This is a genomic window from Schaalia turicensis ACS-279-V-Col4, from assembly GCF_000296505.1.
Taxonomy (GTDB): domain Bacteria; phylum Actinomycetota; class Actinomycetes; order Actinomycetales; family Actinomycetaceae; genus Pauljensenia; species Pauljensenia turicensis_A.
Map to the genome: position 1 here is coordinate 418791 of NZ_JH815208.1, position 16389 is coordinate 435179.

Sequence of the window (16389 nt, forward strand, 5' to 3'; positions counted from 1 at the left end):
ACGCGATCGCGATTTCAGTGCTTCAACAGCATCGGTGCTGGGCATCTTTGCCCAGCACCGATGCTGAGGAGCTATCAGAAGCCGAGGCTATCGACATTGTCCTTGGTGATCTGGATCCAGCCGTTGCCTTCCAGAACCTTGTCGGAACCCTCGGAGAAGTGCATCTCTTCATAGCCCTTGACGCCCAGATTGACACCGTCAGTGATCTTGTCACCGTTCAGGATCTTGGTGGCGAGTGCTGCCATTGCGTAGCCAGCATCTGCCGGATCCCACAGGGTCAGTGCCGCAACGAGGCCCTTATCGAGGATTTCCTTGTTGGCTGCCGGCATGCCGGTACCTGCGGTGAAGACCTTGTCCTTCAGGCCAAGTTCGTCAATTGCACGTGCAACGCCGGGAGCGTCGAACGAGGAGGTGCCCAGGATGCCCTTAATCTCGGGGTACTTCTTGAGAACTTCCTTGGCGACCTGGTAGGCGGTTTCGCCGTTGTCTTGAGACTCAACACGAGGTTCTGCCTCGAGCAGGGTCATGTTCGGGTAGGCCTCCTTCTGACGTGCAACTGCACCGTCAGCCCATTCGTTGTGGGAAGCGTTCGTCACGTGGCCGACCATCGTGGTGTAGGTGCCTTCTTCACCCATGGCTTGTGCAAGGTTGTCCATGATGAATGCGCCGTACTTGGCGTTGTTGAAGGCTTCGATGTCGTACATCGTGTTTTCCTGCGACGCACCTTCGTGTGTCACAACAACGATGCCTGCATCCCTTGCTTCCTTGAGGGCGGGCTCAATTGCGCCCGGATCAACCGGAACGACGCCGATTGCGTCAACGCCCTGCGCAATGAGGTCCTGGATGACCTGCGCCTGCATCGTGGCGTCAGTTTCCGATGGGCCCTTCTGGAACACGTTCATGCCTGTGTCGGCTGCGTACTTCTGAACGCCGGTCTCCATACGGACGAACCACGGGTTGGTGGCGTCCTTAGGAACGATGGCGATCGTGTAGTCGCCGTCACCCGATCCGCTTGCTGCGCCGGAGGCTGCAGTATCACCCGCACCACCGGAGCACGCTGCAAGTGCAAGTGCTGAAGTGAGAACGATTGCACTAGCGGCTACAATACGAGACTTCATGTTGACTCCTTGAGATTCACATCCACATTGATGAGGATCGTTGCACACGAGGTGCGTGGATCATTTCGTTGCATCACACCGCCATCATTAGCGGTATGTCATGCGCGAATGATCGACCAAATAGACAGCTATCCATCTGATCGTTCGTACGAACATGCTCGATGGTATATTGCACAGCACACACGAAGCAACCTTCTTCGCATGATGTTGTGCAATCGTTATCAAAGCCCAAATACCCGCGATGTTGCTAGGTTAGATCCGACCTCGGAAAGCCAGGCAGAGAACTCTTGCGCATCACGGTAGGATTTCTGAGTACCGCGACCCGTCACCGACAGTGCCGCGTATGCGTTTGCCAGTTCCAGAGCTTCGGCTTCGTTGAGCCCCTCAGACAAACAGTGCGAGAAACACCCAATGAAGGCATCGCCCGCGCCGGTTGTGTCAATCGCCTTCGCCGGGAATTGCTCCAAGCGAACGTCTCCCCCGTCAGCGGAGAGCCACCAGACTCCTCGAGACCCGAGCGTGACGATGACGTTTGTGCATCCGGCATCCAAAAGGACTTGCGCTGCAACACGAACCTCATCGTCGGTGGACGTCGGCAGTCCGGTCAGTAGCTCGAGCTCTGTCTCGTTGGGCATGACGTACTGGCACTTCGCCGCGAGCGCCAAGTCGAGTTCCTTCGTTGCGGGCGCGGGGTTAAGAAGAACCGGAATACCCAGGCGGTTACCCAGAGCGATTGCAGCCTTCACGGTTTCGAACGCGATTTCCAGCTGAAGAACAATCAGTGAGCATTCACTGATCGCGTCGGCGGCCTCTTCAAGGTCCTCCGGGGTCAGACCTTTGTTCGCACCCTTGACGATGATGATGGAGTTATGTGATTCCTGGTCAACGAAGATCGGGGCAACGCCGGATGTTCCGTGAACCTGCTTCACAAACGAGGTGTCGATGTCGTTGTTTCGGTAGTTCTGCAGGTAGGTCTCACCGAACGCATCGTCACCAACGCAGGTCACCATCGTGACTTTGGTGCCGAGTTTTGCGGCTGCGATTGCTTGGTTTGATCCTTTTCCGCCGAACCCGATCTCGAAGTCGAGGGCTTCGATGGTTTCGCCTTCGACGGGCATGCGGGTGATGTACGTGATCAGATCAGTGTTGTTCGAACCGATGACTGCGATGCTCATGGAACCACCTTGGTAAAGAGGTTGAGGGGTTAAGAGCGTATGTATGGGCGACGATGCCCACGTTTAACGCTGGATGAAATGATCCTAGCGCAAACGTTTGCGTTCTGTCATCCACTTGTCGTGTTGTTCTTCGTCGGAATCATTTCGTTATGAAATCCGCTTCGTCGTGCTCACCTTCAGCAGAAAAGAAGAACGAGGCTGCCCGCGCCTGCTGAAGCTGTGCGCCTCATTGGTGGACGCGGCCTCGTACCCCTCATCCTTGATGATTATCCTTGGTACTCGTGGCGCTTAGCTTCTAAGCGACGCTTCACTCCCCCGTTTGTCCATAACCGCCCGCCCTATTCACTATGTGGCACTCAATAGTGGCAGACTAAGAACCAGTGTTGCCTCGGTCACGACCATACAACGCTGGCTCACCGCATCCACGCGATGAGCAACCAAACCAAGAGAAGGAAGGTCCAGTGAGCACGCAAGCGCAGAATCCGGACAGCAATCAGCAGGGAAACCGACTCGACCCGTGGTTTAACGCCTACGCAGAGCGAGCTCACAACCTGCGAGCTTCCGAGATTCGCGCTCTGTTCTCCGTCGTCTCGCGACCCGAAGTTGTCTCCCTTGCCGGTGGCATGCCGAACCTGAAGGACCTCCCCCTCGACCAGCTCGCTGAATCAGCGAAGCGCCTGATCTCAGCGCACGGTGCCCAGGCCATGCAGTACGGCTCGGGTCAAGGCTGGGAAGTTCTGCGCGAGCGCATCACCGAAGTCATGAGCTACGACGGAATCGTCGGCGCTGATCCCGACGACGTTGTCATCACCACCGGGTCGCAGCAGGCTCTCGACCTGATGACTGAACTCTTCATCGATCCGGGCGACGTCATTCTGTGTGAAGCACCATCGTACGTTGGTGCACTTGGCGTGTTCCGTGCCCGTCAGGCCGATATCGCGCACGTCCCCATGGACGACAAGGGCATCATCCCGGCCGAACTAGAACGCGTCATCCGCGAGGTCCGCGCATCGGGTCGCACCATCAAGATGCTCTACACCATCCCGAACTTCCACAACCCGATGGGTGTCACCCTGTCGCTGGAACGTCGCCCGCAGATCACCGAAATCTGCATGCGCGAAGGCGTCCTCATCATGGAAGACAACCCCTACGGTCTGCTCGGCTTCCACTCCGACCCCATGCCGGCACTGAAGAGCTTCTCCCCCGAAGGCGTCGTCTACCTCGGCTCCTTCTCGAAGATGTTCGCCCCGGGCTTCCGCATCGGGTGGGCCTACGCGCCACACGCCATCCGCGACAAGCTGGTTCTCGCATCCGAATCCGCAATCCTCTCCCCCTCGATGATCGGCCAGATGGCTATCGCCGACTACCTGTCCAGCTACGACTGGTATTCACAGGTCAAGACGTTCCGCGCCATGTACGCCGAACGTTGCCAGGCCATGATGGACGCCCTCGAGGAATTCATGCCAGACTGCGAGTGGACCCATCCCGACGGCGGCTTCTACACATGGGTCACACTCCCCGAGGGCCTCGACGCTAAGTCCATGCTCCCTCGCGCAGTTCGCGCCCAGGTTGCCTACGTGTCCGGCACCGCGTTCTACTACAACGGCGAAGGCGCCGACCACATGCGCCTCTCCTTCTGCTACCCGACTCCCGAGCGTATTCGCGAGGGCGTCAGGCGACTTGCCACCGTCGTGAACGCAGAGAAGGAACTGGTCGACATGTTCGGTGCCGGCTTCCACCGTCGGAACATCGATGACGTTGGCCCAGGCGTAGCACCCGCACCAAACGCACTCTGACCTGCATAAATACTTCGGCGCATCGTCGCGCATCCACACATCGGCATACCACTATTACTAAGGAGTAATCCCGTGGCATTAAAGGTCCTCATCATTGCTGGCGGCCTCACACATGAGCGCGACGTCTCGGTTCGCTCTGGACGCCGAGTCGCAAACATCCTCACGCAGGCCGGCTATACCGTGCACGTTGCCGACGTTGATCACCAGCTGACCAGCGTCATTGACGAGTTCGCACCCGACGTCATCTGGCCCGTCGTCCACGGCTCCATCGGCGAAGACGGTTCTTTACAGACTTTGCTCGAGGCAATCGGCATCCCCTTCGTCGGCTCCTCATCCGTGCAGGCGATGCTCGCGTCGAATAAGCCGACAGCTAAGTCCTTGCTCGGTTCGGCTGGCTTGGTAACACCCGGCTGGGTTTCACTTCCCCAGATCCTCTTCCGCCAAATCGGCGCCTCCCAGGTTCTCGATGCTATCGAGTCACAGACTCAGTTCCCCGTCATCATCAAGCCGACCGACGGCGGTTCTGCTCTTGGCCTCTCCGCAGTTCATGACCCTGGAGAACTCCGTAGCGCGATGGTCGATGCCTTCGCCTACGGTGAGCACATCATGGTCGAGGAACTCATCAAGGGCCGTGACATCGCAGTTTCCGTTGTCGATCTGGAAAACGGTCCGGTGGCTCTCCCTCCGGTTGAGATTTCGACCGATGGTGGTCGCTACGACTACGCAGCGCGTTACACAACGGACGAAACCGAGTACTTTGTGCCCGCCCGCTTCACCGAGGAACAGCTCGATGTTCTACGCCAAGCAGCCGTCGAGGCACACACGATCCTCGGTCTACGCGACCTGTCACGTATCGACTTCGTTGTCGATGATGAAGGCACCTGCTGGTTCATCGATGCTAATGTCACGCCGGGTATGACGGATACGTCGCTACTCCCCCAGGCCGCCGACGCTGACGGTTCCTTCGCTGAACTGTGCACGCGCATCGTTGAGTTCGTTGCCGCTGACCGTCACGTTCGGATCATCGAAGACAAGGTCGACCCTTCCGCTTCCTATGACGACGAGGCCGGCCAGACCGAATAGGGTTTCACTTAAAACAGTGGCCGGATTGCGCATCGCAATGTGCGGTCCGGCCACTGGAGTATGTGATGATGTTTCACGTGAAACAATGACGTGCTCATCAACAGAAATGCTCGTGAAGAATTGGAAAAAGTTCGATTCAACCGACGCTAAGCGTTGGAATTCCGCAACAAATTGAAGATTACTTCAGCATCCCCAGAGCATGAAGATCCGCACGCGCCTGGGATGCATTTTCCCAGAGCAGGCCCTTCATTCCCAGAAGCTCCGCGGCACGAACATTCTTCTTGCGGTCGTCGATGAAAACAGCATCTTCAGCGTCCACGTCAAAACGTTCGATAGCTTCACGGTAGATCGAGCGATGAGGCTTCGCGGAACCAACCTCGCAAGAGAATACGAAGTCATCAAAGTGCTGTGCCCATGCAGTGACGCGGATTTCTTCAGCAATAGCGAAAGGCGCGTTTGAAAGAATGCCTAGGACGATGCCGTTTTCTTCCAGTTCACGAATAATCTGAACGGCCGGTTCGACGGCGTCGTGCATTCGAATCGAATCGTACGCAACCAACTGAGCAATCTGATCATCGGTGATCCGTGGTGCACCGCAGTCGCCTGCTACGCGATCCCAGAATTCACGATCCGAACACCCCTCGTCATAGCTGGCACGGTGTGCCCACATTGCTTGGTCAACAAGGGAAACGAAAGCATCGTCGGTCTGTCCGAGGATCTCGGCCACACGCTGAGGCTCGGGATGAGATTCAACCAGTACTCCACCAACGTCAAATAGGGCGACATGTGGTGTCTGCTGTTGCGACATGCGACCCCCTAGTGCTCGTGATGGTGTCTCCATTGTTTCCGATTGACTTCCGTTTAACCACTTTCGTGTCGAAAGACACGCCACATAGTGAACACCCGTCAGAAACCGCGCAATTGAACCGAAAGCACGGCTCATTACAGGGTTTGAGAGGAGGCGATTATGCATACTTTATGGAATGGTGCGCACTACCGATCCAGGCAACGACGACCCGAAGAGGGCGTATTCCAAGCAGGACAAGGCCAGAAACGTTACCGCTTCTGTTCCGCGATCAGGTCCGCGATACGTTGGAGATCTTCTTCTCCAGCAAACTCAATCACGATCTTGCCTTTACGAACGCCTTCCGTGATCGTCACCCGAGTCTCATAGACATCTGACAAAGAGCTAATCACCGCCTGCCCAAGAGCAGACACAATCTTTTCGCGCCTGCGCGTAGGACCCGTCTGAGCTTTTACCCGTCCCAAGCGAATCAATTCTTCAGTTGTGCGCACCGAAAGGCCCTCAGCAATAATACGTTGAGCAAGAGATTCCATCTCTTCAGGGCTATTCAATGCGAGCAATGCACGCGCATGACCAGCAGAAATAGTCTGCGCGGCAACCTTGCTTTGAACCGATGGGGGTAGTTTCAACAGTCGCATTGTGTTCGCAATTTGCGGGCGAGACCGTGCGATTCTCTTCGAAAGCTCTTCCTGAGTTGTGCCGAAGTCGGCCATCAGCTGCTGGTATGCAGATGCTTCTTCCAGCGGGTTCAACTGCGCACGATGAAGGTTTTCCAAGAGCGCATCGCGCAGAAGATCGGAGTCTTCCGTCTGGCGAATAATTGCAGGAACTGCCTCAAGACCAGCTAGCTCGGACGCACGAAGACGCCTTTCACCCATGATGAGTTCGAAACGAGCATTCGGCTTCTCTGCAAGAAACTCCTGCATTCGCTCAGTCATCGGAGCGTCAAAGTTAATCGGACGCACAACGATCGGCTGAAGAACACCGACCTCACGAATCGAGTCGCGAAGTTCGGCAAGATCATCTTCATCGAAAACTTCACGAGGTTGCCTGGTATTCGGAACGATTAGATCGTGCGGAATTTCGGCGAATGTTGCACCTGGAACCGGAACGAGGTTATCCAATGTTTCACGTGAAACATTCGCTTCATCAGACGACAAATCATGCTGATCCAGCTGCTGATTCGATTCCTGAGCACTGTGTTTATCGAAAGCATCGGCAATGGGGGACAGTCTACGCGGCTCCGATTTCGACTGAGTTGAACGCGCTTTCGTGGCACTCGAACGCATTTTTACGTTTTCCTCAAGGCTTTCTGCTGGCGAAACAGACGTGGACGTCTCAACCTTTTTAGTCCGTGAAGATGCTTTTTTCGTCGTCTTTGAAGCAGACTTTGTTGTCTTCGGATTCAGAAGAGACGCTGCTGAACCTCCGCGTTTACGTGACGCTGAAGGAGCTTGACCAGCCGGACGGGCGGGGAAGAACACATCGAGAGGATTTGATGGAACACTGGGGGATGACGACTCGGTCGATTGAGTATCAATCTGATTTGGAATCAAAGCACCGAGCCCCTTACCCAATGCTGAGTGACGGCCACCTGTGGTCGACTTCTTATCTGCCATCATTAACCTCCGTGACGAGTTTATGTTTCATTGTTTCACGTGAAACATCGATGCGCATATCTCGTAGCACGGGGTTGTAGAAATCTTCAGTGAGCAATTGTTAGATATGAATGCGTTCTTCGTACACGCAGAGAACAGGTAATCATCGCCATTGTTTCACGTGAAACATTGGAAGCAGAGGCATCCAGAAGTGCACAACGATGCACATTGCAACGTGATTGTTTCGCGTGAAACAACCTCTAAGGCCAACATCCGGCACACATAGAACAACTATTATTATCGCAGGTCAAAGGCTATTTGACCACGTCGAAATGGAGCAGGTAAACAAAAAACTACCCCAAAAAACCCCGGTTAGCTCTGCTGAGCAAGACGCAAACTGAGCTCCAAAGCGGCCTTGCGATACGCAAGTGCACCGGTGTTACGCGGGTCGTAGGTAACGACGGTCTGACCGTATGAAGGAGCCTCGGAAATACGAACGGAGCGGGGGATAACCGTCTGCAACGTCAAAGCGGGGAAGTGGGTACGAACCTCAGCTTCAACCTCTTCGCTGAGTCGCGTTCGCTTATCCATCATTGTCAGAAGCATCGTGGAAACGTGGAGCTTCGGATTCAGGTCAGAGGCAATGCGGTCGATGGTGGTCCAGAGTTGTGAGAGTCCTTCAAGAGCGTAATACTCGGTCTGAATCGGAATCATGACCTCGTGGGCGGCAACCATGACATTCAGGGTGACAAGACCGAGCGACGGGGGACAGTCGATCAAGACGACATCAACATCGCGCGACGTTGCAAGGAAATGCTTAACCGCGTCGGCTAGGCGAAATTCGCGGGACGGTAAATCAACCAGTTCGATCTCTGCACCTGACAAATCAATCGTCGCCGGGCACACTAAAAGCCCTTCAATATCAGGGCATGGCTGAAGGACCTCGGCCAGGGGAGTGCCACCAATCAGAACGTCGTACGTAGACGGTGTTCCTGCGGGGTGTTCAATGCCGAGCGCACTTGATGCATTGCCCTGAGCATCGGCATCGATGACGACAACCGACAGGCCACCCAATGCAAGACTGGCAGCAATGTTAACGGCAGATGTTGTCTTTCCAACGCCACCCTTTTGATTAGCGACAGCGATGACGCGAGTCTTCGAGGGGCGACCGAAGGTAGCAGCATCCAGGATCTTACGATCGTGCATATTCTGTTCGATCTGAGAAAGCAGGGGAGTATCACTCCGCTTACCTGAACTCATCTGAGATCCTCTCTTGAAACTGCTATCAACGGATGCGTGCCCTAGAACGAGTTCTAGGCGAACACCCTATGAAAGTCTACGGGCGACCATAGGTAAATTGAACGACAGACGCTAGGCGCCACAGCCCATGTGTCGAGAGCCAAAGCCTCACAGCGTTAACGACGGTGGCACACCCAGAGCCTACTTCTGACGCTTGCAGACAACCACGTATGTAGATTCTTCTTCCATGATGGAAGGAACCTCGTGGATTTGAGCGCGCAGATGATGGCTCTTCAATTCCTTGGCTGCCTCATCAATTTCGATGGGTGCACGGCGCCCCTTCAAAGCGACCAGTGATCCACCCGGAGCAATGAGCTTCGTTGTCATGCGGATCAGTTTCGACATATTGGCGACCGCGCGTGCGGTGATCACGTCAGCCTGGCCTTTGCCACGCAGTTCTTCGGCACGCACCTGGTGCAGAGTGACATTGTCCAATGCTAGGTGGTCAATGACATCGCTCAACCACTCGCAACGACGTTGCATGGGTTCAGCAAGGTGGACATCCAATTCAGGACGGCAGATCGCGATGATGATACCGGGAAGTCCCGCGCCCGAACCGATGTCGAGAATCTGCCCCGAGCGGGGAAGGAAGTCGAGAACAGCTGCTGCATTGACAGCGTGGCGCGACCAGAGTCGAGGCATCTCACGCGGACCGACAAGTCCTCGAATTTCGCCTTCTTCTTCGAGCATGTGGACGTATTCTTCGACGTCAGAAAAAGCCGGTCCGAAGAATTCGCGTACCTCATCGGTGGGCTGTTCCGGGATAAACGGATCGCCAACCTTGCGCTTCAGCGGGTCATGAAACTCGCCCTGATCAGCTGAAATGTCGAGTTCGCTCACTCGGCGTCGCTCTCTTCAATCTCGTCGGATTCATCGGCGGGAAGGATGACAACACAACGGTGGGGTTCGGAACCCTCGGACTCGGAACGCAGGCCCTCGGTGGCGACAACGTCGTGGCAGACCTTGCGCTCGAAGGGGTTCATCGGATCAAGCTTCTGAGCGACGCCGGTGGCGCGCAGACGTGCGATTGCTTCCATCGCGATATCCTGCAGTTCGGCCTTGCGGTCGGCGCGGAAGCCAGCAATGTCGAGCATCAGGCGCGAACGTTCACCGGTTTCGGTCTGAACTGCCAGACGGGTCAGTTCCTGAAGTGCGTCGAGGACCTCGCCGTCTTCACCAACTAGGCGTTCGAGTGTAGCGGACTCTTCGGAGATGATCTCGACGCTTGCGCGATCATTCTCAACATCGATCTCAATGTCGCCATCAAGGTCAGCGATATCCAGCAGCTCTTCCAGGTAGTCGGCTGCGAGTTCGCCCTCTTCTTCGAGGCGCTCAATCGTGGACTTGGTCTTCTCACTCATGTGGTTCTCCCTTAATTTTTCAGCTTGAGTGCAATGCGCTATTCACGAGGTCGGCCACCCGGACAAAACTGGGTATCTGTAAACGGGCCAGGCCTCGTATCCCTTAGCGCTTCTTCTTATTGGACTGGCGGCGGGCCTTGCGACGCTCTTGACGACGGCGCTCGAGCTCATCGGCTGACAGGCCGGAAGTGTCGGAGACAGCGGCTTTGCGCTCTTCGCGAGCACGATTGCGTTCAGACTGTGCCTTGCGCTGTTCGCGGGACATCTTCTTAGCCTGCTCGCGCTTTTCCTGCTGGGCGCGACGTTCATTGGCCTTAGAGGCTGCATCCTTGACACTACGCATCCACATTTCGTCGGGGAGCGTGGTCCATTCCTGCATGGACAGGTTGCGCAGGACAGAGACCTTTTCGCCGGCGCTCATGGTTTCGGGGAAGTCGGTGGCGACCTTCTGAGCCTTGGCCTTCGAAGCTGCTTCAGCGAAGGTCTTCTCATTCAGAGCGATAACCTCGGCGTTGTCAGCTGTTGCGGGCAGGGCAGAGCGTGCTTCGTCGTAGGAAGCGAAGAAGGGCTTTGCCCATTCGGCGTAGCGTGCTTCGCGGTGTGCGACGAGCTCCTTGTAGGCCGGTGAGCCGGGGGTCGGCATGACCTTGATCGTCCAGAAGGACTGACCGAGTGCCCAGAAGGAACCGGTCAGCATGTAGACCAGAACGCCCATTTGGAAGAAGGCGCCAGAGAACACGAACATCAGTGGCATGACGTAGAGCATGGACTTCTGCGACTGAACCATCGGGTTGTTCGGATCCATTGCCGGCGGCATGTTGCGAACCATGGACATGCGCATGGAGTAGAACTGCAGGCCAACCATCACGATGATCGCGATGACGAAGACGGCGACGGCAACAGTGCCATCACCGGAAGTAATGGTGTGCGACAGCGGGACACCGAAAACGGTCGATCCGTTGATGTCGGATGCGACTGCCTGGGTGATCGGACCGAGGTGGTCGGTTTCGATGTTGGCGTACTTGTAGGTGCCGGCTGCTAGGTCCTTGACCGCGTAGATGGCGCGGTACATGGCGAACAGGATCGGCATCTGGACCAGCAGTGGCAGACAGGAAGCAAAGGGGCTGACCTTGTACTTCTTGTAGAGAGCCTGGGTTTCTTCGGCCTGCTTCTGACGTGACAGCTGGTCGGTCTTGCCCTTGTACTTGGCTTGGATGCGCTGCATTTCAGGCTGGACAGCCTGCATGGCGCGCGAGCTCTTAATCTGCTTGAGGAACAGCGGCACGATCAGGATACGAACGATCAGGGTCAGCAGGACGATTGAAATCACCCAGGCTGCACCCGAACCGGATGAGAATCCGATCAGCTCAAGGAAATCGTGGATCTTCACCCATACCCACGCCACCGCTATGGCGAAGGGGTGAAGGATCTTGTCAAACATGCGCGCTCCTTCAAGAAGTGCGGACGCTGAAAGCGTCCTTCGGTCGTCCGGCGGATGCCGGGAAATTCTGGGGGGTGGTGAACGAAGCGTATTCGTCGCTCATACCCATGGGGGCGGGTCGCACGATGTCGGTTGCGTTACCGGCCCAATCTTCTGGTGGTACCCATGGCTCTGGTTTCCAGCGTCCAACTTCGGGGACGTAGTCGACTCCGCCGTGGCTCCAAGGGTTGCATCGAAGGAGTCGCCAGGTGCCAAGGATGATGCCTTTGACAACTCCGTGGATTTCGATGGCTTGGAGCGCATATGCCGAGCAGGTGGGTGCATATCGGCATCGTGGTGCAATTCTGAGCGAAATGTACCGCTGGTAGAAACGAATCGGGTAGGTGAAGATTCGCCTTACTAGTTCACGAGGCCGCGCACTCATCGAGCGTCCCACTTCTTCCAGGCGCGGTGAAGAGCCGAGTCTAAGTGTGTAGCGAGCTCGTCTGATGTACAGCCGAGGGCCTGGGAGCTTGCTCGAACGACGATGCGTGAACCGTCGGGCAGAGTGTCGAGCCGATCGCGCATGAGGTGCCGGAGCTGCCGTTTCACACGGTTGCGTCCCGTGGCCAGTTTGATTTCCTTTTTGGGTACGACGAAACCGACGAGGGAGTTCAACTGACCCTCGTCGGTTCGAGCGTGGACAATCAGGACTCGATCTCCGGCCCGTTTACCCTGTCGAAAGGTTGAGCGGAAATCGCCTGGATCGACCATCCGGTGTGCGCGAGGCAACACCAGTGCAGTCTCAGGCAGACAGCTTTGCGCGACCCTTGCGGCGACGCGATGACAGAATGGCGCGGCCGGCGCGGGTGCTCATGCGCAGACGGAAACCGTGCGTCTTGGCACGACGGCGGTTATTGGGCTGGAAAGTCCGCTTGGTGGTCACAGCTGTTCTCCTTGGCGGCGAGCACCAGCACCGCTGGCACTCAACTTGTCGGTTGTATTGGTTCAGGTTCCACCGCACTCGTTGTGCGCAGGAACCTCTTGCGCGCCCTTTTGCGTGGGCACAGACAGATATCCAGGTTAGAAGTTCAGGTTTTATCAGTCAATGTGATAGCGCCGTCTGTGACGAAGTCCCCGTATCCACAACTGTGGAATACCTTGGGGATAACTTTTCCACAAATGAAAATCACATGAATTTCTTTTCGTTAGCGTGAACGTCGATTCTTTGGCGGAACTACGCGCTGACACTTTTGTAACTACAAATATGTGATTTAAAGATTCTTATCCACAACTTCATCCACAGGCTGTGAATTATTCACAAGACAAGTAGAGTAGCGACGTCACCACTGCTCAATGAGGGGCATAATTCGGTGATAGACCTCACGCAACTTCGCACTATTTAAAGGATCGATTGTGGAAACTCCATCGTTGAATGCTGCTTGGACACAAGCATTGGAGTTACTTGCTCAGACAGGTCTTGGTCCCGCAGGCATGGGATTTCTTCAATCCACACGTCCTTTGGGCAATATCGAAGGCACAATTCTTCTGTCCGTTCCCAATGACTTCACGAAGAACTGGATTGAACGCTCATCGTCAAGCGTGACGGATGCTCTGTCCCAGACCTTTGGAAAACGCACCAGGATCGCCATCACCGTTGACCCGGACATGGAACTGCCAGAAACCGCCGACGAAAAAGAGCATCAGGCGAAGAATGTAGAGGTGGCCTCGTCAACCGAAGATAATCAACCAACTACCAATGAGGTACCCAGCGCGGGGCACCACCAGACCGGCGATACACCCACCTATGCACAGAGCTTTTCGTACCCGTCGGCAGAAGAACGACTTCGACAGCTCGACGGCGTTGAAGCCATCAATGACTTCCCAGATTCTTCGTTTGAAGAGCACGATCCCAAGCGATTCTCATACGTTGCGCCTCAATCAACCGATCGCGCACTCGATACCTCGTCAACCAGGCTGAATCCAAAACACACATTCGATACCTTCGTTATTGGTCCGTCGAACCGCTTCGCTCACGCGGCAGCTGTCGCCGTTTCGGAATCTCCGGGAACTGACTTCAACCCGCTGTTTATCTACGGCGAATCCGGACTGGGCAAAACACACCTTCTGCAAGCAATCGGCCACTACACTCTGTCGCTCTACCCAAACCAGAAGGTCCGCTACGTATCATCCGAGGAATTCACCAACGAATTCATCAATGCAATTCGTGTCAACAACCCCAATAACTCGGCCGTTGAAGAATTCCACCGTCGATACCGTGAACTCGACCTGCTGTTAATCGACGACATTCAGTTCCTTTCTAAGAAGGAGCAGACGATGGAAGGTTTCTTCCATACGTTTAATGCTCTCTATCAGGCCAATAAGCAGATCGTCATTACCTCGGACGTTCAGCCCAAGCACCTCGAAGGCATTGAGGAACGTTTGAGGTCACGCTTCGGATCGGGTCTGCTGGTTGATGTTCAGCCACCAGATCTGGAAACGCGTATTGCAATCTTGCAGAAGAAGACCGCGGACGAAAATCTGGATATTGACCCTGAAATCTTCACGTATATTGCTGAACGTATTTCGTCGAATATTCGTGAGCTCGAAGGTGCCATCCTTCGCGTAGTCGCGTATGCGAACCTCTACCACGAGAAAATTGACCTGGCATTGGCAGAGATGACCTTGAAGGACTACATCTCTGACCCCGACGACACTGAAATTACTATTCCGCTGATCATGGGTCAGTGTGCAAAGTATTTCAACGTCACTATCGACCAGCTGTGTTCAACTGATCGCAGTCGCGCGATTGTCGAGGCACGTCAGATCGCTATGTATCTCTGTCGCGAGCTCACCGAATTGTCTTTGCCAAAGATCGGTCAATCATTCGACCGTGACCATTCGACGGTCATGCATGCAAATAAGAAGATCCTGGAACAAATGAAACAGCGTCGCGAGGTCTATAACGACGTCACTGAATTGACGAACCGTATTAAGAAGGTAGCGCGAGGCGGAAACTGACGACTCGACCTATCGCGGTCACCCTATTCGAAGTCTGTATCCCTTCAAGGATGTCGAAGGGCGGAGCTATACCTGCCTGCCGTCACTGCACATCACATATCAGAGCTTTCCTCGGTGTGAATGACACAGTGGAAAACGTGTCATTTGCTGATGATGGAGTGGGCTTACGTGTGAATGACAAAAACCAGTCATTTTTCATCCACAACTGCTCCTGTGTCATTCACACGATCGTACTCAGCTCTATCCACGATCAGTGTGGCTATATTCCAACGAAAAACATAGTTCTCCACTGTGTACACAACACTGATGATGAAGGTTCCTTTTAAAAAACGCGTAGCGAAAAAATCAACCGAACAGATGTGAGCGTGCCACCTTGTGGATTCACGTTGAACGAGTCAATTGGAATCTATTGCGTTGAACGCGGTGAATTATGGGTAATCAAACAACGATAAAAAGTGTCAGACGATAGTTATTCACAACAAAATATTTTCTAGGTGAATAGTTGTAGTGCATACAGGTAGAATGGCGAGGCATGTGTCGTACGTACGTTGACCGAGTTTTTAATTGGAGGCCGGCATGAAGTTCACCGTCGCAAGAGACGTTCTTTCTGAGGCAGTGTCTTGGACTGCTCGCGCCCTGCCTGTTCGCCCAGCTAGCCCCATCCTTGCCGGTGTGCGTATTCATGCAGACAATGAGGAACTGACCCTTTCATCATTCGATTACGAAGTCTCCGCTAATTCGCGTATTCCGGCCAATGTGGAAGAAAAAGGCGAAGTTCTGGTTTCAGGTCGCCTGCTGGCAGACATTTCCAAATCGTTGCCGAATAAGCCAGTCACCATTGAACTTGATGGTCAGAAGGTGAATATGCGATGTGGTTCTTCGCACTTCACGCTTGCTGTCATGCCTTTGGATGAATATCCGTTGCTTCCACTTCAGCCACCGCTTGCGGGAACCGTTGACTCCGAGGTTCTGACACAGGCTATTTCCCAGGTTTCTATTGCCGCATCGCGCGATGACACTCTGCCGATTCTGACCGGTGTTCGAATGGAAATCGACGGCGAACACATGACCTTGCTTGCCACTGATCGTTATCGTTTGGCAATGCGTGAACTTGATTGGGAGCCTGCCGATACTTCGATCGAACAGGTTGCCCTCGTGAAGGCTCGCATTCTTCAGGATGTTTCGAAGTCAATGACGTCGGGTGCCAAGGTTGAAATTGGTCTGTCTAATGAAATGGTTGCGGGCGGAGCCTCATTGATTGGCTTCGCATCGTCGAACCGTCGGACCACGTCGACCATGATGGACGGCGATTACCCGCCGGTTCGCGGCCTGTTCCCTGAATCTACGCCGATCACCGCAGTGTGCGACCGCCACGAACTGCTTGAAGCTGTGAAGCGTATGTCGCTGGTTGCAGAGCGCAAGACCTCGGTTCGCCTGTCTTTCTCGGATGGTCAGCTGGTTCTCGAAGCCGGTCAGGGAGATAACGCTCAGGCATCCGAAGCAATTGAAGCTCACCTGAATGGTGAAGATATTGCGACCGCGTTCAATCCGCAGTTCCTGCTTGATGGCCTGGGCGTTCTCGACACGGATTTTGTTCGTTTCGGTTTCACTCACCCGACCAAGCCCGCCGTGATGACCGGCCAGTCGAAGGTGGATGAAGGCGAAGTGACGCAGTTCCGCTACCTGTTGATGCCGATTCGCTTCGGTGCCTGA

The 16389-nt window shown here is 54.9% G+C and carries 15 protein-coding genes; 4 read left to right on the plus strand and 11 right to left on the minus strand.

Going from position 1 to position 16389, the window contains the following annotated elements; translation table 11 throughout:
* Nucleotides 1-74 precede the first annotated feature (74 nt).
* A complete protein-coding gene (locus HMPREF9241_RS01850) occupies nt 75-1118 on the minus strand; it encodes an autoinducer 2 ABC transporter substrate-binding protein (protein ID WP_006680581.1) in 1044 nt (347 codons plus the stop codon).
* Nucleotides 1119-1339: 221 nt separating this feature from the next.
* A complete protein-coding gene (gene rbsK, locus HMPREF9241_RS01855; protein ID WP_006680582.1) occupies nt 1340-2293 on the minus strand; it encodes a ribokinase in 954 nt (317 codons plus the stop codon).
* Between the two features lie 461 nt (nt 2294-2754).
* On the opposite strand from rbsK, the gene HMPREF9241_RS01860 reads away from it, so the two are divergent.
* A complete protein-coding gene (locus tag HMPREF9241_RS01860) occupies nt 2755-4089 on the plus strand; it encodes an aminotransferase-like domain-containing protein (protein WP_006680583.1) in 1335 nt (444 codons plus the stop codon).
* A gap of 72 nt (nt 4090-4161) precedes the next feature.
* A complete protein-coding gene (locus HMPREF9241_RS01865) occupies nt 4162-5172 on the plus strand; it encodes a D-alanine--D-alanine ligase family protein (RefSeq protein ID WP_006680584.1) in 1011 nt (336 codons plus the stop codon).
* A gap of 178 nt (nt 5173-5350) precedes the next feature.
* On the opposite strand, the gene HMPREF9241_RS01870 is transcribed toward HMPREF9241_RS01865, so the two are convergent.
* The 9 genes from HMPREF9241_RS01870 to rpmH form a co-directional block, all read right to left on the minus strand.
* Nucleotides 5351-5980: an HAD family hydrolase gene (locus HMPREF9241_RS01870; RefSeq protein ID WP_006680585.1), complete on the minus strand. Its 630-nt coding sequence runs from the start codon at nt 5978-5980 to the stop codon at nt 5351-5353.
* A gap of 248 nt (nt 5981-6228) precedes the next feature.
* Nucleotides 6229-7596 carry a ParB/RepB/Spo0J family partition protein gene (locus HMPREF9241_RS01875; protein ID WP_006680586.1) on the minus strand — a complete coding sequence of 456 codons (1368 nt, stop codon included), beginning with the start codon at nt 7594-7596 and terminating at the stop codon, nt 6229-6231.
* 351 nt (nt 7597-7947) lie between these two features.
* Complete coding sequence (locus HMPREF9241_RS01880) at nt 7948-8835, minus strand: ParA family protein (RefSeq protein ID WP_006680587.1); 888 nt, start codon at nt 8833-8835, stop codon at nt 7948-7950.
* Nucleotides 8836-9015: 180 nt separating this feature from the next.
* Nucleotides 9016-9714 (minus strand): 16S rRNA (guanine(527)-N(7))-methyltransferase RsmG, encoded by a 699-nt coding sequence (rsmG, locus tag HMPREF9241_RS01885; protein WP_006680588.1) that lies wholly within the window; start codon nt 9712-9714, stop codon nt 9016-9018.
* Nucleotides 9711-10235, minus strand: a complete 525-nt coding sequence (locus tag HMPREF9241_RS01890; protein WP_006680589.1) for a Jag family protein — start codon at nt 10233-10235, stop codon at nt 9711-9713. The genes rsmG and HMPREF9241_RS01890 overlap by 4 nt, the downstream gene beginning before the upstream one ends.
* A gap of 103 nt (nt 10236-10338) precedes the next feature.
* Nucleotides 10339-11676 (minus strand): membrane protein insertase YidC, encoded by a 1338-nt coding sequence (yidC, locus tag HMPREF9241_RS01895; RefSeq protein WP_006680590.1) that lies wholly within the window; start codon nt 11674-11676, stop codon nt 10339-10341.
* 10 nt (nt 11677-11686) lie between these two features.
* Nucleotides 11687-12100, minus strand: a complete 414-nt coding sequence (gene yidD / locus HMPREF9241_RS08970) for a membrane protein insertion efficiency factor YidD (RefSeq protein WP_006680591.1) — start codon at nt 12098-12100, stop codon at nt 11687-11689.
* Nucleotides 12097-12429, minus strand: a complete 333-nt coding sequence (rnpA, locus tag HMPREF9241_RS08975) for a ribonuclease P protein component (RefSeq protein WP_218840465.1) — start codon at nt 12427-12429, stop codon at nt 12097-12099. The genes yidD and rnpA overlap by 4 nt, the downstream gene beginning before the upstream one ends.
* A gap of 31 nt (nt 12430-12460) precedes the next feature.
* Nucleotides 12461-12601 carry a 50S ribosomal protein L34 gene (gene rpmH / locus HMPREF9241_RS01900; RefSeq protein ID WP_006680593.1) on the minus strand — a complete coding sequence of 47 codons (141 nt, stop codon included), beginning with the start codon at nt 12599-12601 and terminating at the stop codon, nt 12461-12463.
* 509 nt (nt 12602-13110) lie between these two features.
* Here rpmH and dnaA point away from each other — a divergent pair.
* Both dnaA and dnaN read left to right on the plus strand, forming a co-directional pair.
* Nucleotides 13111-14676 (plus strand): chromosomal replication initiator protein DnaA, encoded by a 1566-nt coding sequence (gene dnaA, locus HMPREF9241_RS01905; RefSeq protein ID WP_424133815.1) that lies wholly within the window; start codon nt 13111-13113, stop codon nt 14674-14676.
* Between the two features lie 576 nt (nt 14677-15252).
* The gene (gene dnaN, locus HMPREF9241_RS01910) at nt 15253-16389 is read left to right on the plus strand and encodes a DNA polymerase III subunit beta (RefSeq protein ID WP_006680595.1); all 1137 of its coding nucleotides are present in this window, start codon (nt 15253-15255) and stop codon (nt 16387-16389) included.